Source organism: Pseudomonas sp. AC070 (assembly GCF_979258635.1).
In genome coordinates, this window is the sequence record NZ_OZ409871.1 from 4,786,164 (window position 1) to 4,802,324 (window position 16,161).

Here is a 16,161-nt window from a genome sequence, read left to right on the forward strand (position 1 = left end):
GCTGACAAGCATCGGCGCAGCAAGGAGCTACAACTCGATTACCACTGGCACAGGGAGCGCCACAATGAACAGTCCATGGAAGGTTTCAGCAGCCACTCGCAACACACCACCTCGCCTATTCCCACTTCCCGCGTTTAACGCATCAGGCTTCAGCCTGGTGGAAGTGCTGATAACCGCCTTACTGATCGGCATCGGCATGCTTGGCATGGCCGCCCTGCAAGGCCGGGCGATCGCCTATACCACCGAGACTGTGCAACGCACCACGGCGGCCATGCTGGCCAACGACATGCTGGAACTGGTGAGGGCCGCCCCAGACCACTGGACCCGCTACCTGCAAGCGGGCCTACCGCAGCCGGGCAACGCCTCGGCGTGCCGGCCCACGCCGACCCAACCGGCCGCGCAGCTGGGGTGCTGGCTAAACGAAGTCGCCACGCTGTTGCCCGGCTCCAAAGACTTGCCCAACGGCACCTCCCACGTATGCCACGCCCCAACGCCCGGCACGTGCGCAGCAAGCGGCTCGGTCATCGAAGTACAGGTGGCCTGGAAGGGCTCGCACGGTGAGTGCCTGGGCGCCGAAACGTACTGCCATCACCGCATTCGCAGCCAATTGTAGGAGTGCGCAGCATGAGAAAAATGCAGCGTGGACTGTCTTTGGTTGAGCTACTGGTGGCGCTGGCTATCGGCTCGTTTTTGATGCTCACCTCCGCCCAGGTCGTTATCGACAACAAACTCAGCTACCTCTTCCAACGGGCCCAGGCCGACAACCAGAACAACGCCCGTTTCACCATGCAATGGCTGGACAGGCAACTGGCCAGAACCGGGTTCAAGCGCCGACCTGATCAGCCTATAGAGTCGGCTTTTCCGGCACTCGATGAAGCCGGCTCCGGCGTACCAGGCTGCGCATTTGCCACCGGCCAGGTGGTCGTTTCGGTAAATGCCAAAACCTTGTGCATTCGCTACCAACCCAGCGACCGTCAGGAACTGGATTGCCTGGGCAATAGCCGGCCGGCCAACACCGCGAGCCTGACCATTCCCTATGCCGAACCGGTGGAAACGTATGTCGAGAAATTGACCGTCAACGCCACCCAGCAACTGATGTGCACCAGCAAAGATGGCACCGCCACCCTGATCGAAGGCATCACCGATGCTCGCTTTGATTTCGGCGTAGCGGCTCCCGGCGCACTCGACGTTCTGGCCTACACCGCCACGCCTGCGCCCAGCGACTTGGTTCGCAGCATTCGCTACGCCGCGCTTATCAGCGCAGCAGTGCCCGGTGGCACGGTGGCCAGCAATTCCCTGGCCTGGCGCTATTGGTACGAAAAGGACTTCCCCGCCGCGCCTACCCTGCGGCTCTTCCAAGTGGTGAAAGGCACCGCCACCTTAAGGAACGTACTGCCATGAAACACGCCCACGAGCGAGGCAGCGTTCTGTTGATAACGCTGATTTTAATGGTGGTGGTGACGACGTTAGCGGTGTCCGGCGTTCACGATATCGCTATGGAAACACGCACCCTCACCCGCGATCTGGAGCAGCAACGCTTGCTCAACGCCGCCGAAGCCGGGCTGCGTGAAGCCGAGCGTCACATTAATCAGGCACCCGTCCCCCTGCAAACGTGCGGCACGCAACCATGCTTGCAAGGAATTGCCAGTCATAACGGCGTAGATTTTTCAGCCGCCACTTCCTATCAGGCGGCGCTAGGCCCAACACGCACCGGGGCCACCGCGCGCTGGTATATCCGGCAAATTCCTTCGGCTAGCCAGCAGCCGGCCGATGTTTCGTATGGCGACGCCGCCAAGGCCGGCGGTACGTATTACTACGAAGTCAGCAGCCAGGCGTTTTTTGCGCACTTGGTCTCGCCCGGCTTGCCCCTTCATAACAACTGCGCGGTTGCGGCCGTTTGTTTACGTTCCGTCGTGGCGCGCACATTTCTGGACGTCCGACCATGAGCGCTTTTCATCTGCGGTTTACCGCCTGGGTGCTTGCCGGGCTCAGCTGTCTGTTTGCACCCAAAACCCTAGGAAACGGTGACGATTATTTCCAGGACCGATTGTGTGCCCGCCCACCTGCGTCCATCAGCATGGTGACGTCCCTCGAACCCCATGTGCGCTATTGGGCGCGCTTCCACCCGCTGAGCTGGTCCGGCGAGCTGAGCAAAGAGCGGATCGCGGCGACACCGGGCACCTCTCTGTGGCGCGCCAGCGAACATATGCCCCGGCCGCGCCGCCTGCTACTTGCTGGCCGCCATGGGGAGTCTGGATTCAAAGACTTTCGCTGGTCAGCGCTCAACGAGGAAGAGCGCGCGTTGCTAAATCTTGGCGCCGATGGCGAACCCGACGGATACGGCGAAGCCCGCGTGGCGCTGCTGGGCAGTGAATCATGCGAGGGGTTGGATGGATGCCCGCAGCTGCGCTCGGTGCTACCCGCGCTTGGCGACATCATCAATTCAGTCCCGCTGTTGGTCGGCTCGCCTGATCGCATAGCCAGCGTCATGGATAGCTACGACGGCTCGCCCGGCGCCTATGCCGCGTTCAAGGCCACGCTACGCCGAGCTCAAGTGTATGTGGGCGCCAATGACGGCAGGCTGTACGCGTTCGATGCCGCGACGGGCGAAGCACGCTGGAGCGTTGTGCCGTCGGCGCTCTTGCCCAAGCTCGTAACATTGACGGCGGCCACCTACGGCATCCACCACGGTGACCCGCACCGCTTCTTCGTTGACGGCCCTTTAATTAGCCAGGACGTTTATTACGACGGCGCCTGGCACACCGTATTACTCGTCAGCTTTGGCGCCGGTGGCCGAGGGTTGCTGGCGCTGGATGTCAGCGACCCGGACCAGCCTGTTCACCTGTGGGAATACAGTGCGAGCAACGACCCACACCTGGGCAATGTGCTGAGCGCACCGACCATTGCGCGTCTGCATACCGGGCAGTGGGCGGTTGTTCTGGGCAACGGGGTCGACGTGCCAACCGATACCGCTGCCCTGCTGTTGCTCGACATCCGCACTGGTGCGCTTATCCGCCGGATCGTCACGCCCCAACCCGCGCCTGGCCTGGCTATGCCGCGTGTGGTCGACACCAATGGCGATGGCAATGCTGACTACGCATATGCCGGAGATGACCTCGGCAACCTATGGCGTTTCGACTTGTACGACGCAAGCTTGGGCGGGCTGGACAAACCTGCGCCGCCGCACGCTGTCAGCCCCGAAAACTTCCTCGTGGCGTTCGCCGGCAATCCGCTGTTCAGCGCACCGACCCGTACGAGCGCCTCGGCACCGGCGCCGATAACGCTGGCGCCCGCCGTTGTCAGTCACCCTTCGGAGCAGGGCTACCTGATCCTATTCGGCACAGGGCAAAACCACCTCAGCCCTGGGAGCGATCAGCACAGTTTGTATGCCGTTTGGGACCGCAAAACCCGCGGTGAAAAAACCGGCGTTGCAGACGTTGTCCGCTTCGAGTCGCTACAAGAACAGCAGATCAGCCCACCGCTGCGCTTAACCAACCATGCAGTGAACTGGCAGCTTCCGGGCACTGCTTATGGCGACAAGCGCGGCTGGTATATCGACCTCCAACCAGGCAGCCCCGGGGCCGGCAGTGAGCGCTTGACTGAGCCGCCAGAGAAACTCGGCGAGCTGCTGTTCGTTCGCACCCGCATCCCGTCCATTACGCCCTGCCAGCACGACGTCGAACGACGCCTTTATGCAATCAACGCGGGCACTGGCAGCGGCACGCTGTTCCCCGTGTTTGACCTCAACAACGATGGCCGCGTAGACGAGCAGGACACGCAAGAAGGCGTGCTGCCCTCTGGTATCAGCGTGGAAGAAAATGTGCACATCGTCGTCGATCCTACGAGCGGCGCACCCTGTGTGCTGGGCGATAACGGCTGTGCAGCTATTGCTCTCGGCCCTCGCGCAAACGGGCGGCAAAACTGGAGGGTGATCACCGATGTCACACCGTGAACCAACCCTCCAGCGACGCCTCGCCGGCTTTAGCTTGTTGGAACTGATGGTGGTGCTGACCATCATGGGCCTGCTGTATGCCATCGCAATGCCGCAATATCGCCACTACGTGCTGCGCACTAATCGCACCGAGGCGCAGGCTCTGTTGGTCGACACCGCGGCTCGACAGGCCCGCTATTACGCGCAAAACCAGCTGTACGTCACCACCGTTGCGTCGCTGCGCGAGCTGCAATTGCCTCACACCGACGGCGATGTCGCGCTGAGCGCCAACGGCCTGTACCGCTTGACCATCGAGCCGGGCGACGGCGGCTACCTGTTGCGGGCCGAGCCAACTGGCGCGCAGCGAGCAGACACCGCCTGCGCCTCGCTGCTGCTGAACGGCGCAGGCGTGACCGGCTCGACCGGCACGGCCACCCCGCAGGAATGCTGGAAGTAATGGCCAAAACGTCCCCACGACGGCGATGGCGGATGCCGGCGGCTTGCGGCAGGCTAAGCCCCACACCTAGGAGCGAATACGCCATGCCCGACTCGACGTTCGAACTCACACCGGAACTCAAGCAAGCCGTGCAGAGCTTCTTCGAGCGCATTCCGTTTAATCAGATGTTGGGAATACGCATTGACGAACTCTCGACCGAGCAGGTGCTGATGTCGCTGCCGATGCAGCCGGGGCTGGTGGGCAACTTTGTTCACGGCATTCTTCACGGCGGCGTGATCTCGGCTTTGCTGGACGTCACCGGCGGTGCCATGGCCTTGATCGGCGCGTTTGAGCGGCACCAGAACCTCAGCAGTACCGAGCGTATGGCGAGGCTGTCCAAGCTGGGCACCATCGATTTACGCGTGGACTATTTACGCCCCGGACGCGGTGAGCACTTCGTCGCCAAAGCCGTGTTGCTGCGCTCCGGCAATAAAGTGGCGGTGGTACGCTCCGAACTGCATGCCGAAGATGGCACGCTGGTGGCGGTGGGGACGGGAACTTACCTGTGCGGATGACGGGACCAAAAAGGCCGTTTAGCGCACCTTGTGGGAGCCGACCAAAAGCGTAGCGTCTGCCCGTGCCGCCCTTTAAGATGCCGGAAAATGGCAATGCGCCATCATTGATGCCGCACCGCATAAACTTGGTTGGAGCTTGTAATGTCATTGCTGCACTTCATCGCGGACATGCCGGCCAACCAGACGGTCATCCTCGACTGCCGCCACGATCCGAGTCTGGTTTTACTGGCCTATTTGGTCGCCAGCGCCGCAGGGTTCACGGCGCTGGCCATGGCCAATCGGGTGAGCAGCAGCCGTACCACGGGCGGCCGCGAACTGTGGCGCTGGATCGGCGCTTTCGCCCTCGGCGGCGGCATCTGGTCGATGCACTTCATCGCCATGCTGTCATTCAGCGCGCCCTTGCATATCGGCTACAACTTCCACATCACCCTGCTCTCGCTGCTTATCGCCGTCGCCGTGTCGTATGCCGTGATGTGGGTGATCAGCCGCAAACGGTTGGCGCCGTGGCAGTACGTGGCCGCCGCTGTCACAGCGGGCGTGGGCATCGCCACCATGCACTACAGCGGCATGGCGGCGATTGAGTCTGCCGCCACGCTGTATTACGACCCCACGCTGTTTGCCGTATCGATCCTGATCGCCATTGGGGCTTCGCTGGCCGCCGTGGTGCTGGCGTTCTATTTCCGTGGCAAGACTGGCGAGCGCGCGCACTGGCTGCGCATCCTGGCCAGCCTGGTCATGGGCGGTGCAATTGCCTCCATGCATTTCACCGGTATGGCCGCCATGACGCTGGCCGTACCGACCGACCTGTATGCCCACGTGCTGCGCCCGGTGGCCGAAACCGGCGAACAAACCGTTCTGGCGGTCTCGATTGGTCTGATTGCGCTGATGATCATCGTCGCCGGCATCGGCGCCAGTTGGGCCGACCAGCGCCTGCGCGAACAACACGCCAAATTGCGCCATGTGGCGCAGCAACTGAACGCCGTTACGCAGTACGACCCCCTGACCAATCTGTTCAACGGCCGTGCATTCACGCAGTTGGCCAGCCGCGCACTGGGCGCGGTCGAGCCGCAGCAGCGTTGGGCGCTGCTGTTTATTGATCTGGATAATTTCAAGCGCATCAATGACAGCCTTGGCCACGCCACCGGCGACTATTTGCTGCAACTGGTGGCCCAGCGCATTCGCTCAGCGTTGGGTGGCGAAGACATATTGGCGCGTTTCTCCGGTGACGAGTTTTGCGTGCTCGCCCGCGTCGAGCACGGCTATCAGGCGGAACAGTTAGCCAGCCGTATCGTCGATCAACTGCAAACGCCGTTTAGCCTGGCCTGCGGCCAGCTTACGCAAACCGCGAGCATCGGCCTCAGCCTGTTCCCGCAAGACAGCGCCGACTACGACGCCCTGTTCAAACACGCCGGCCTGGCCGTGGGTTATTGCAAGCAGAACGGGCGCAATCGCAGCCTGCGCTTTAGTCCGGATCTGGAACGCCGCGCGCACATGGACCTGACACTTGAGCAGGACCTGCGCCGCGCGCTGAATGAAGACGGGCTGCATGTTCACTATCAGCCCATCGTCTCCAGCGAGACCGGCCAGGTGATGAGCCTCGAAGCATTGGCGCGATGGAATCACCCGGAGCGCGGCGCCATCAGCCCGGAGGTATTCGCGCCGCTGGCCGAGCAGCATGGTTTTATTGTCGAGCTGGATTTGTGGGTGGCCGAGCGCGCGTGCCGCGATTTGATGGCGCTGCGTAAAGCAGGCTTTCCCGAGTTGCGCGTGGCGTTCAACTGCTCTGCGCTGAACCTGTCGAACCGGGCGCTGCCGTCGGCCATTGAGCACATTCTCGCGCGCACCGGGTTGGATTCTGCCGGGCTGGTGATGGAGGTGACCGAGAACGCGCTGATGAACAACCTCAACACGGCGGTCGAAATACTCGAAGAAATCCGCCGGCTCGGGGTGAAGATTTCCATCGACGACTTTGGCAGCGGGTATTCCTCGCTGGCCTACCTGCGCAAGTTGCCGGTTAACAGTCTGAAAGTGGATCGCTCGTTTATCCGAGAAATTCCGGCACAACCGAACGACATGGCGATTACCGCCGCGATTATTGCCATGGCGCACAAGCTGCAGCTAAAGGTGGTCGCCGAGGGTGTGGAGAGCGAGGAACAGTTGGATTTTCTGCGCGCTAACGACTGCGATCTGATTCAGGGTTATTTGTTCAGCCGACCGCTGTCGCTGGAGGCGTTGCAACTGTGGCTTGCGCCGCCGCAAGCCTCGCCTCAGCTCAGTGCCTGACGGCTCAGGCGCGTGAGGATTCGGTCCAGGCTGTTGGCGAATGCCTGTTTTTCGCGCTCGCCATAAGGGCCCTGCCCGCCGCCGACTTGGCCTTGCTCACGCAGGTCGGTGAATAGATTCCGTACGGCCAAACGCTCGCCCATATTGCCGGCATCGAACTCGCGGCCTCGGGGGTCCAGCGTTGCCACGCCCTTTTTCACCAGGCGGTCGGCCAGCGGTACGTCGCTGCAAATAACCAGGTCACCCGGCGCCGCGTGTTCGACCAGATAGTCGTCGGCCGCATCCGGGCCGCTGGGCACCACGATAAGCCGAACGCAGGCGAACGCCGGTTTGGTCTGGCTTTGGCCGGCGACCAGCAACACCTCGAATTGGCGTTTCAAGGCGAATTTGACCACCTGATCTTTCGCCGCTTTCGGGCACGCATCGGCATCAATCCACACGCGCATACAACACTCCTGCATTCAAAAACAAAAACGGGCGAGCAGTGTGGCACTGCTCGCCCGTTTGCCTAAACGCTGCGTTTAGCCGGCGCTCGGCGCCTGCTCACGCTGGCGCGCCGTGACGAAACTGCGGCCATAGAGCAGGGCGATGGCGATAAGGGCAATCGCCTGCGCCGACAACGAGTACAGGTCAGCATGAATGCCGAGCCATTCGAACTCGATAAACGCCACCGGGTGCGTGCCGAACACGCCGGCTTCTTGCAGCGCTTTCACGCCGTGGCCGGCGAACACCACCGAGAGCGCGCATAGCAGCGCGGCGTTGATACCGAAGAACACGCCCAATGGCAGACGCGCCGAGCCGCGCAAAATCACCCAGGCCAGGCCGACCAATAGCACGCACGCCGTGGCGCCACCGGCCAACACGGCCGTATGCCCGGCAGCACCGGCTTGCAGCCAAAGGGTTTCGTAAAACAGGATGACCTCGAACAGCTCGCGGTACACCGAGAAGAACGCCAGGATGGCAAAGCCGAAACGCCCGCCGCCACCGACCAGGCTGCTCTTGATGTAGTCCTGCCAGGCGGCGGCGTGACGACGGTCGTGCATCCACACGCCCAACCACAACACCATCACGGCAGCGAACAACGCGGTGCAGCCTTCGAGCAGTTCACGCTGCGCGCCGCTGACGTCGAACAGATACGCAGCTGCCGCCCAGGTGAACACGCCGGCTAGCATCGCCAGGCCCCAACCGATGTGCACGCTGCGCTCAGCCGATTGCTGGCCGGTGTTGCGCAGGAAGGCGAGGATGGCGGCGAGCACCAGAATCGCTTCCACGCCTTCGCGCAGCAGAATCAGCAGTGCCGAGATAAAGCTCAGCGACTGGCTCAAGCCGTCGCTGCCCAACAGCTTGGCCGACTCCTGCAGTTTGGTCTTGGCGAACTCGAGTTTCTGCGCAGCTTGAGGCAACGGAAGGCCGTCTTGCAGCGATTGCCGATACGCCATCAGGGCCTTTTCGGTGTCTTTGCGTACTTGCGCGTCGACGTTATCGAGCGAGCTTTCGACCAGCTCGAACCCTTCCAAGTAGGCGGCCACTGATAGGTCGTACGCTTGGTCGTGGTCACCGGCGCCGTATGCGGCGAGGCTCTTGTCCAGGGTTACGCTGGTGTAGTCGAGCAACTGCTGCGGACCGCGCTGCACCACGGGCGGTTGAGCACGCTGGCTGCGGAACAATGCGGCCGCAGGCTCGCCTTGGCTGGCAGCGATTTCCTCGGGGGTCTGGCGGGCCAGTTCGGCGAGGTCGAAGGATTTCACTTTCGCGCCGTCGGCAGCTAGAGCCGTTTTCGCCGCGCTGAAGCTGGCGATGTACACGGCCAGGTCCCAACGCTGGCGCTCGTCCAACTGGTCAGCGAACGCCGGCATGTCGGTGCCTTCGATGCCAAGGGTGGTGGCGCTGTAAAGGTCGTACAGGCTGAGGCGGCCGAGGCGCTTGGCATCCGTCAGGTTTGACGGCGCAGGCTCCAGGCCGATGCCGGCCGGGCCATCGCCCAACCCGGCGTCGCCGTGGCAGACCGCACATTGCTGCGCATAAATCGGCGCGCCACGGGTGGGGTCCGGCGTGATCACCGGCGCCTGGCTGACTTCGTAGGCCGCAGCCACCTGGGCGCTGAGCTGACGCGCCTGACGGCTGACGGTGGCGGGCTCTTGCTGCTTGGCGATAGCGTCGTGCAGGGCTTGCGCGCCTTGCTCGATATCGCCGCGCTGCGGGCGCGCCGGCAGGGCGACGATCAAGCCTTGCAGCGTGGTCAGGGCATCAAGTTGTTTTTGGTAGCCGTCGGCGTTGATGACCTGCCCGGCATTCACCGAATCGGCGTAGTCGGCGCTGATGTAATCCAGCAAATGTATGGCTTGGGCGGTTCCTTCCACCGGGTCAGCGAATGCGTTCAGGCTCAAAACAGACAACAGCGAGAGGAGGCACAACAACACACGGGAAGAGGTAAACATGATTCCATCCCAAATAAGAATGGCTGACATTGTTACCTTCCTATCGTTCTCACTCAAGCCTTGTAACAAAGCTTTTCATAATCGCGGCGATTAGAAATTCGCGGAATTCGCGAACGTAGAAGCGAAAAAGGCGCGATCCGCTTGGAACGCGCCCGCAAAAACCAATCGGCGGACTCAGCTCACCGCTCGGCGGACGCTAGCCAGCAACCCAGCCGCGCCAATGAACAGCGCGCCGAACGTGCGGTTCATCACCCGTTGCTGACGTGGCGTGCGCAGCAAGCGCAGCACGCGAGAGGCCAAGCCGGTGTAGCCCGCCATGACAATCAGGTCGACCGTAATCATGGTCGCGCCCATGGCCAGGTACTGCATCAGCTGCGGGGCCTTGGGGTCGATGAATTGCGGCAGCACCGCCAGCATGAACACGACGGCCTTAGGGTTGCTGACGTTCACCAGGAACCCGCGCAGCACCAACGTCAATGGGCGACCAGAAGGACGCACAGCCGCTTCATCCGCCAAGTCGCTTGGCAGCGCGCGCCACTGTTTGATTCCCAGGTACACCAGGTAAATCACGCCGAACCATTTGATCAGGCTGAAGGCCAATTCCGATGCCGAGAGAATCGCACCGACGCCCGCGGCGACAATCGCAATTTGCAGGGCCAGGCCAAGCTGCAAGCCCAAGGCGTTCCAGTAGCCGCGCCAAAACCCGTATTGCAGGCCGGCCGACATCGAGGCGATTGCGCCTGCGCCAGGGGAAAGACTGATTAACCAACAGGCCACGAAAAACGCCAACCAGGTTTCGAGCAGCATGGCTGCGAACCTCAGAGATAGGGGGCGCTTACGGTAACGCGCTGTGTGATGACTGACTAGCACAGTCACCACACAGTTGAGGAGCACAGCGCCGTTTAGGCGTCCGGGCTGTTCTTGCGCAGTTGCACGGCGTCAACATTCTTGCTGGCCGCCCGAGCCCGGGCGGTGCGCATTTTGATGTTGATGACTTCTACCGCCAGCGAGAACGCCATGGCGAAGTAGACGTAGCCTTTTGGTACATGCACTTCGAAGGCTTCGGCGATCAGCACGGTGCCGACCACGATCAGGAACGACAGCGCGAGCATCTTCAGCGAAGGGTGCTTGTCGATGTATTCGCTGATGGTGCTGGCGGCCAGCATCATCACGCCCACGGAAATCACGATGGCGGCGATCATCACCGGCACGTGCTGCACCAGGCCGACAGCGGTGATCACCGAGTCGAGGGAGAAGATGATGTCGATGATGGCAATCTGCGTGATGATCCCCATAAAGCCGTACACCTTGCCGCCGGCTTTGGCCTCTTCTTCAGCGCCTTCCAGGCCGTGGTAAATCTCGGCGGTGCTTTTGAACAGCAGGAACAGGCCACCGAAGAACAGAATCAGGTCGCGCCCGGAAATGCCTTGCTCGAACACGGTGAACAGATCCGTGGTCAGGCGCATCACCCAGGTGATCGACAGCAGCAACAGAATGCGGGTACCCATGGCCAGGGCCAGGCCGAAAAAACGCGCTTTGGGTTGTTGTTCGATTGGCAGCCGGCTGACCAGAATCGAGATGAAGATGATGTTGTCGATGCCAAGGACGATTTCCAAAGCGGTCAAGGTCAGAAAAGCGACCCAGATCTCTGGACTCATTAGCCATTCCATAGTGTTGCCTCAAAAGGGGTAAGTGGTGGTCCGTCAGGTTCTTGGCTTTCAGTCGACTTGGGCCAGTTGTTGCTCGAGGCTTTCCAGGTGTTCCAGCGCCAGCATCCAAGCCTCTTCCAGCTCGCCTTCACGGACCTTCATTTTGGCTTGTTCGGCAAGAAGATCGCGCAATTCGTCTTTACGCGATGTTTCATAAATGGCCGCATGACCCAATCGCTCTTGAACTTTAGCGAGCTTTTCGTGCAGCAGCCCCAGCTCTTTTTCCAGCTTTTCTGCTTCACGTTTGTGCGGCGCCAGTTGCTGACGTAATGCCGCAGCGGCTTGGCGTTGGGCGCGCTTGTCGGTTTTGTCGCCGGCCGGCGCGCTGCTGCTGACCGGCGCCTGACGCGCACGGTAGTCGACGAGCCAGCGTGCGTAGTCTTCAAGATCGCCATCGAACTCCTGAATGCGCCCCTCGGCGACCAGCAGGAATTCATCGGTGGTGCTCTTGAGCAAGTGGCGATCGTGAGACACCACCACCACGGCGCCCTCGAACTCTTGCAAGGCCATGGTCAAGGCCAGGCGCATTTCCAAGTCGAGGTGGTTGGTGGGTTCGTCGAGCAGGAGCAGGTTGGGTTTTTCCCAGGCGATCAGGGCCAAGGCCAAGCGTGCTTTTTCGCCGCCGGAGAAATTCACCACCGGTTCGTCGCAGCGCGGGCCACGGAAGTCGAAGCCGCCGAGGAAATCGCGCAGCGTTTGCTCACGCTCAGTCGGCGCCAGGCGTTGCAGGTGCAACAGCGGGCTAGCTTTGTTATCCAGCGAGTCCAGTTGGTGCTGCGCGAAGTAGCCAACCACCAGGTTCTCGCCACGCACAAGCCGCCCGCCAATCACAGGCAATTCGCCGACCAGGGTTTTAATCAATGTCGACTTGCCCGCGCCGTTTGGCCCCAACAGACCAATGCGCGCGCCCGGCACCAGACCGAGTTTTACTTTCTCCAGCACCACCTTGTCGCCGTAGCCAAGACGGCCATCGGAGAGGTTAAGCAGCGGGCTGGAAATTTTGTCGGCTTCACGGAAGGTGAAGTCGAACGGCGAGTCGACATGGGCAGCCGACAGCTCCTCCATGCGCTCCAATGCTTTGATCCGGCTTTGTGCCTGACGCGCTTTGGTCGCCTGCGCTTTAAAGCGGGCGATGTACTTTTCCATGTGCGCGCGCTGCGCCTGCTGTTTCTCATACGCCTGTTGCTGCTGGGCCAACCGCTCAGCCCGGGCACGTTCGAACGCGGTATAGCCGCCGCGATACAGCACAAGTTTGCGCTGATCGACATGGGCGACGTGGTCAACCACCGCGTCGAGGAAGTCGCGGTCGTGGGAAATCAGCAGCAGCGTGCCGGGGTAGCTTTTCAGCCACTCTTCGAGCCAGAGAATGGCGTCGAGGTCCAAGTGGTTGGTGGGCTCGTCGAGTAAAAGCAAATCGGACGGACACATCAACGCCTGGGCGAGGTTCAGGCGCATACGCCAGCCGCCGGAAAAACTGCCGACCGGGCGATCCATCTGCTCATTGCTAAAGCCCAGGCCGGCGAGCAATTTGCGCGCGCGGGCATCGGCGGTGTAGCCGTCGGCAGCGTCCAGCTCGGCGTGTAGCCGGGCTTGCGCAGCGCCATCATGCGAGGCTTCGGCGGCGGCCAGGTCGGTTTGCACCTGGCGCAAACGCACATCGCCATCGAGCACATAGTCCACAGCGATACGGTCGAGGGTATCGACCTCTTGGCGCATGTGCGCGATACGCCAATCGGCTGGCAGGAAGCAGTCGCCGGAATCGGGCGTCAACTCGCCGCGCAGCAAGGCGAACAGGCTGGATTTGCCGGCGCCGTTGGCACCGATTAAACCGGCTTTATGGCCGGCGTGCAGCGTCAGCTCGGCGTCTTCTAACAAACGCTGCGGGCCACGCTGTAAAGTGAGGTTTTGTAGTCGAATCATAATGGCGGCGGAGTCTACCAGCTTCGTTCGCACATCGCCTGGAAAGACCATGCCCTCTGACCTGTGGAGTTTTGCCAGTACCTTGTATGCCAGCGCCGGCATCGAAACCGCATGCCTGCGCTTGCAAGCGCAAGGCGCGGATGTTTGCCTGGTGTTGTGCGCTGCCTGGCTGCAGCAACGCGGCGTCGCTTGCACACCGCAACGTGTTCAGGCGCTCGCGAATCTGGCCGCGCCTTGGCAGCAATTCGTCACCACCCCGCTACGCCAATTACGGCAACGCTGGCGCGAGACAGCCGCCCACGATCATGCCCTCGCCGAGTTACGCGAGCACATCAAGAAGTTGGAATTGCAGAGTGAACGAGAGCTGCTCGAACGCTTGCAGCAGTTAGCCAGCGCATGGCCGACAGGAGAAACAGAGGAAGACTGGCTAACCGCCGTGGCGGGCCAGTATGACCACGACGCGCTGGCAAAGCTGCGCGTCGCGGTCACTCACACTTAGGACAGGCTTGGCGCGCCGCTACCGTTGGTAGTAGGCGTTACGGCAGCAGGTGCAGCTGGAGCAGCTACTGGCGCAGGTGCTGCAGCCGGTTTTACCGGCGCCGCTGGTTTGGCAGCGACGGGCTTGGCGGCAGGTTTGGCAGCAGCAGGCTTGGCCGGCGGCTTGGCAGCGGGTTTCGCGGCCGGCTTCGCAGCAGGTTTAGCGACCGCTTTGGCCGGCGCTTTTACCGCTGGTTTAGCAGCCGGTTTTGCAGCAACTTTGGCAGCGGCAGGCTTGGCGGTGGCTTTCGCCGCCGGTTTGGCGGGTGCTTTAGCAGCAGGTTTCGCTGCTGGCTTAACTGCCGGTTTGGCGGCGGCTTTTACCGGTGCTTTGGCGGCCGGTTTGGCGGCGGTCGACGCGGCCTTCGCAGCCGGTTTCGCGGCAGCTTTCACGGGCGCTTTTTTCGCAACGGGTTTGGCCGGTGCTTTGGCAGCTGGTTTAGCAGCGGCTTTTGCGGGTGCTTTTGCGGCGGGCTTGGCGGCGGCTTTTACCAGCGCTTTGGCGGCTGGTTTGGCGGCGGGTTTGGCAGCAGGCTTGGCCGCCACTTTGGCTGCAGGCGCTTTGGCTGCGGGTTTAGCGGCCACTGGTTTTGGCGCCGCGCTGCGCGCGCTCAACGCTTTGGCTACGGACTCTTTTACCTTGCCAACGCCTTGAGCCAATTTCAGGCTTTCCTGCGCATCGCGTTTGAGTTGCACGATGTAGTTGCGCGTTTCGGCCTGGCTGGCTTTGAGAGTGTCGAGCAACGTCTCCAATTCGGCGACGGCTTGCTTGGCTTTGTTCTGTGCTTTGTTCTTGCCTGCGGTGGTCGCGGCTTGCAGCAAGCTGCGCGCGTCGTGCAGTTTTTCCTGGGCTTTGCCGCGCTGCTTTTCCAGTTTGGCGAGAAGCTTTTCAGCGTCGACCAAAGCCTGGGAACAAGCACTTTCGAGATGATCCAGCAGGCTTTGAGAAAGCTGCTGCAGCAGATGCAAAGGAGTAGTTACCGATTTCTTATTGGCCGACATGACGCGCCTCCTGGCGAACGTTGGTGCGGCCCATACTAGCCGGCCGTTTCGCCGCTCGCCAGTTCCGCGATGAGTGCTGGCATAATCGCCGCACTCGTCGCTCGGAGAACGCCCATGTCGCGTTATCTTTTACCGCTGTTTTTCCTGCTCGCGCCGCTCGCCGTCAACGCCACACCGGCGCAAGAAAATCAGCACGACCTGGCTTATAGCCTGGGCGTAAAACTGGGTCAGCGTCTGCGCGAAGAGGTGCCCGATTTGCAACTGCAAGCCTTGCTCGATGGACTGCGCCAGTCCTATCGCGGCGAGCCGTTGCAACTCGATGCCAAGCGCATGGAACAACTACTCGCTGAGCACGAAGCTCAGCTTGCCGAAGCACCTGTCGATGATCAAAAAGCGCGGCAGGCGGAAACGCGGTTCATGGTCAATGAAAAAGCCAAAACCGGGATGCGGGAATTAGCAGGCGGCGTGCTGTACAACGAACTGCATCGCGGCCAGGGGCGTGTGCCGAATTTGAACGGTCGCGTGCAGGTGAAATACGTGGGACGGTTTGCCGATGGCAGCGTGTTTGACGAGAGCGCACAACCGGTGTGGTTCAAGCTCGATAGCGTGATTACCGGATGGCGAATTGCACTGCGGGAAATGCCGGTGGGCAGCAAATGGCGGTTGGTAATTCCGTCAGCCCAGGCTTATGGCGCCGAAGGGGCCGGGGACTTGATCCCGCCGTACTCGCCCTTGGTATTCGAACTGGAATTGCTTGAGGCCGCCGACTGAACGACGGCCCCATTGCTTATCCAACAATTGCTTAGACGACGGGCGCCGCCTGTTGCTGATGGGCGTTGTGCAGTACTTCGATCAAACAATCTTCAAGCTCGAAGCGCTCGTGGAGCAATTGCCCCAAACGCTTCAACTCAGCGGTCACCAGAGCGGCGTCGCTGCAGTCGCCTTTGTCGCAACGATCATTGAAGGCCAGCGCCACTTCGGTAATGGCTTCAATGCGTGGATAAATCTGCTTGGCCAACTCCAGCCCGCGATCATCACCGAACGCCTTGGCTTCATTGGTGAGCTGTTCGTAGACCTCGAAGTGACCGGCCGACACGTAATCCACCAGCACTTCACAAAACCGTTGCAAGGCCTGTTCGTTGGCTTCCTTTGAAGCCGCTTCGTCGTGCAATACATCGAAGCTACGAACCAATTCATGGCGCTCTTGCAGCCAACGGTCGATTAGTAGATGCACCCCACCCCAGCGTTCTTGGGCGTTCTGACAGCTCTCGAGCATGATGACTCACTCCCCTTGATTCAATGCTGTTTCTACGTCTGCTCCGAGACGGTT

The 16,161-nt window shown here is 61.4% G+C and carries 16 protein-coding genes; 9 read left to right on the forward strand and 7 right to left on the reverse strand.

Translation table 11 applies throughout. The features are described 5' to 3' along the window. The first annotated feature begins 64 nt into the window (after window positions 1-64). The 7 genes from pilV to ACZZ0Q_RS21570 all read left to right on the forward strand — a co-directional run bounded on the left by pilV (window position 65) and on the right by ACZZ0Q_RS21570 (window position 7,225). Window positions 65-613: a type IV pilus modification protein PilV gene (pilV, locus tag ACZZ0Q_RS21540; protein ID WP_463540860.1), complete on the forward strand. Its 549-nt coding sequence runs from the start codon at window positions 65-67 to the stop codon at window positions 611-613. Window positions 614-624: 11 nt separating this feature from the next. Next, on the forward strand, window positions 625-1,401 hold the full coding sequence (locus ACZZ0Q_RS21545; protein ID WP_463540859.1) for a prepilin-type N-terminal cleavage/methylation domain-containing protein: 777 nt from the start codon (window positions 625-627) through the stop codon (window positions 1,399-1,401). Beyond that, window positions 1,398-1,946: a pilus assembly PilX family protein gene (locus ACZZ0Q_RS21550; protein ID WP_463540858.1), complete on the forward strand. Its 549-nt coding sequence runs from the start codon at window positions 1,398-1,400 to the stop codon at window positions 1,944-1,946. The genes ACZZ0Q_RS21545 and ACZZ0Q_RS21550 overlap by 4 nt, the downstream gene beginning before the upstream one ends. Next, complete coding sequence (locus tag ACZZ0Q_RS21555; protein ID WP_463560914.1) at window positions 1,943-3,952, forward strand: pilus assembly protein; 2,010 nt, start codon at window positions 1,943-1,945, stop codon at window positions 3,950-3,952. Before ACZZ0Q_RS21550 ends, ACZZ0Q_RS21555 begins: the two co-directional genes overlap by 4 nt. Next, the gene (locus ACZZ0Q_RS21560) at window positions 3,939-4,388 is read left to right on the forward strand and encodes a type IV pilin protein (RefSeq protein ID WP_463540855.1); all 450 of its coding nucleotides are present in this window, start codon (window positions 3,939-3,941) and stop codon (window positions 4,386-4,388) included. Before ACZZ0Q_RS21555 ends, ACZZ0Q_RS21560 begins: the two co-directional genes overlap by 14 nt. Before the next feature lie 83 nt (window positions 4,389-4,471). Then, window positions 4,472-4,942 carry a thioesterase family protein gene (locus ACZZ0Q_RS21565; RefSeq protein ID WP_463540854.1) on the forward strand — a complete coding sequence of 157 codons (471 nt, stop codon included), beginning with the start codon at window positions 4,472-4,474 and terminating at the stop codon, window positions 4,940-4,942. Between the two features lie 141 nt (window positions 4,943-5,083). Next, window positions 5,084-7,225, forward strand: coding sequence for a putative bifunctional diguanylate cyclase/phosphodiesterase (locus ACZZ0Q_RS21570; protein ID WP_463540853.1), 2,142 nt, complete (start codon window positions 5,084-5,086; stop codon window positions 7,223-7,225). Here ACZZ0Q_RS21570 and ACZZ0Q_RS21575 read toward each other — a convergent pair. The 5 genes from ACZZ0Q_RS21575 to ACZZ0Q_RS21595 form a co-directional block, all read right to left on the reverse strand. Further along, the gene (locus tag ACZZ0Q_RS21575) at window positions 7,210-7,671 is read right to left on the reverse strand and encodes a YaiI/YqxD family protein (protein ID WP_463560916.1); all 462 of its coding nucleotides are present in this window, start codon (window positions 7,669-7,671) and stop codon (window positions 7,210-7,212) included. The two genes, ACZZ0Q_RS21570 and ACZZ0Q_RS21575, sit on opposite strands and share 16 nt — an antisense overlap. Window positions 7,672-7,746: 75 nt before the next feature. Then, a complete protein-coding gene (locus tag ACZZ0Q_RS21580; RefSeq protein WP_463540852.1) occupies window positions 7,747-9,663 on the reverse strand; it encodes an FTR1 family protein in 1,917 nt (638 codons plus the stop codon). Window positions 9,664-9,837: 174 nt separating this feature from the next. Next, the gene (gene rhtB / locus ACZZ0Q_RS21585; protein ID WP_463540851.1) at window positions 9,838-10,470 is read right to left on the reverse strand and encodes a homoserine/homoserine lactone efflux protein; all 633 of its coding nucleotides are present in this window, start codon (window positions 10,468-10,470) and stop codon (window positions 9,838-9,840) included. 95 nt (window positions 10,471-10,565) lie between these two features. Then, complete coding sequence (locus ACZZ0Q_RS21590) at window positions 10,566-11,333, reverse strand: TerC family protein (RefSeq protein WP_463540850.1); 768 nt, start codon at window positions 11,331-11,333, stop codon at window positions 10,566-10,568. A 48-nt stretch (window positions 11,334-11,381) separates the two neighbouring features. After that, window positions 11,382-13,292: an ATP-binding cassette domain-containing protein gene (locus tag ACZZ0Q_RS21595; protein WP_463540849.1), complete on the reverse strand. Its 1,911-nt coding sequence runs from the start codon at window positions 13,290-13,292 to the stop codon at window positions 11,382-11,384. A 49-nt stretch (window positions 13,293-13,341) separates the two neighbouring features. On the opposite strand from ACZZ0Q_RS21595, the gene ACZZ0Q_RS21600 reads away from it, so the two are divergent. Beyond that, on the forward strand, window positions 13,342-13,791 hold the full coding sequence (locus ACZZ0Q_RS21600) for a TIGR02444 family protein (RefSeq protein WP_463540848.1): 450 nt from the start codon (window positions 13,342-13,344) through the stop codon (window positions 13,789-13,791). Here ACZZ0Q_RS21600 and ACZZ0Q_RS21605 read toward each other — a convergent pair. Continuing rightward, window positions 13,788-14,831: an AlgP family protein gene (locus tag ACZZ0Q_RS21605; RefSeq protein WP_463540847.1), complete on the reverse strand. Its 1,044-nt coding sequence runs from the start codon at window positions 14,829-14,831 to the stop codon at window positions 13,788-13,790. The two genes, ACZZ0Q_RS21600 and ACZZ0Q_RS21605, sit on opposite strands and share 4 nt — an antisense overlap. Window positions 14,832-14,945: 114 nt before the next feature. Here ACZZ0Q_RS21605 and ACZZ0Q_RS21610 point away from each other — a divergent pair, with 114 nt between their 5' ends. Next, the gene (locus ACZZ0Q_RS21610; protein ID WP_463540846.1) at window positions 14,946-15,602 is read left to right on the forward strand and encodes an FKBP-type peptidyl-prolyl cis-trans isomerase; all 657 of its coding nucleotides are present in this window, start codon (window positions 14,946-14,948) and stop codon (window positions 15,600-15,602) included. A gap of 31 nt (window positions 15,603-15,633) precedes the next feature. Here the strand turns inward: ACZZ0Q_RS21610 and rsd are convergent, their stop codons facing one another. Beyond that, a complete protein-coding gene (rsd, locus tag ACZZ0Q_RS21615; protein ID WP_463540845.1) occupies window positions 15,634-16,107 on the reverse strand; it encodes a sigma D regulator in 474 nt (157 codons plus the stop codon). Window positions 16,108-16,161 lie beyond the last annotated feature (54 nt).

Bases quoted from the DNA above. Each gene is read 5' to 3' on its own strand.
- pilV (WP_463540860.1), top strand. From the start codon at position 65: ATGAACAGTCCATGGAAGGTTTCAGCAGCCACTCGCAACACACCACCT.
- ACZZ0Q_RS21545 (WP_463540859.1), top strand. From the start codon at position 625: ATGAGAAAAATGCAGCGTGGACTGTCTTTGGTTGAGCTACTGGTGGCG.
- ACZZ0Q_RS21550 (WP_463540858.1), top strand. From the start codon at position 1,398: ATGAAACACGCCCACGAGCGAGGCAGCGTTCTGTTGATAACGCTGATT.
- ACZZ0Q_RS21555 (WP_463560914.1), top strand. From the start codon at position 1,943: ATGAGCGCTTTTCATCTGCGGTTTACCGCCTGGGTGCTTGCCGGGCTC.
- ACZZ0Q_RS21560 (WP_463540855.1), top strand. From the start codon at position 3,939: ATGTCACACCGTGAACCAACCCTCCAGCGACGCCTCGCCGGCTTTAGC.
- ACZZ0Q_RS21565 (WP_463540854.1), top strand. From the start codon at position 4,472: ATGCCCGACTCGACGTTCGAACTCACACCGGAACTCAAGCAAGCCGTG.
- ACZZ0Q_RS21570 (WP_463540853.1), top strand. From the start codon at position 5,084: ATGTCATTGCTGCACTTCATCGCGGACATGCCGGCCAACCAGACGGTC.
- ACZZ0Q_RS21575 (WP_463560916.1), bottom strand. From the start codon at position 7,671: ATGCGCGTGTGGATTGATGCCGATGCGTGCCCGAAAGCGGCGAAAGAT.
- ACZZ0Q_RS21580 (WP_463540852.1), bottom strand. From the start codon at position 9,663: ATGTTTACCTCTTCCCGTGTGTTGTTGTGCCTCCTCTCGCTGTTGTCT.
- rhtB (WP_463540851.1), bottom strand. From the start codon at position 10,470: ATGCTGCTCGAAACCTGGTTGGCGTTTTTCGTGGCCTGTTGGTTAATC.
- ACZZ0Q_RS21590 (WP_463540850.1), bottom strand. From the start codon at position 11,333: ATGGAATGGCTAATGAGTCCAGAGATCTGGGTCGCTTTTCTGACCTTG.
- ACZZ0Q_RS21595 (WP_463540849.1), bottom strand. From the start codon at position 13,292: ATGATTCGACTACAAAACCTCACTTTACAGCGTGGCCCGCAGCGTTTG.
- ACZZ0Q_RS21600 (WP_463540848.1), top strand. From the start codon at position 13,342: ATGCCCTCTGACCTGTGGAGTTTTGCCAGTACCTTGTATGCCAGCGCC.
- ACZZ0Q_RS21605 (WP_463540847.1), bottom strand. From the start codon at position 14,831: ATGTCGGCCAATAAGAAATCGGTAACTACTCCTTTGCATCTGCTGCAG.
- ACZZ0Q_RS21610 (WP_463540846.1), top strand. From the start codon at position 14,946: ATGTCGCGTTATCTTTTACCGCTGTTTTTCCTGCTCGCGCCGCTCGCC.
- rsd (WP_463540845.1), bottom strand. From the start codon at position 16,107: ATGCTCGAGAGCTGTCAGAACGCCCAAGAACGCTGGGGTGGGGTGCAT.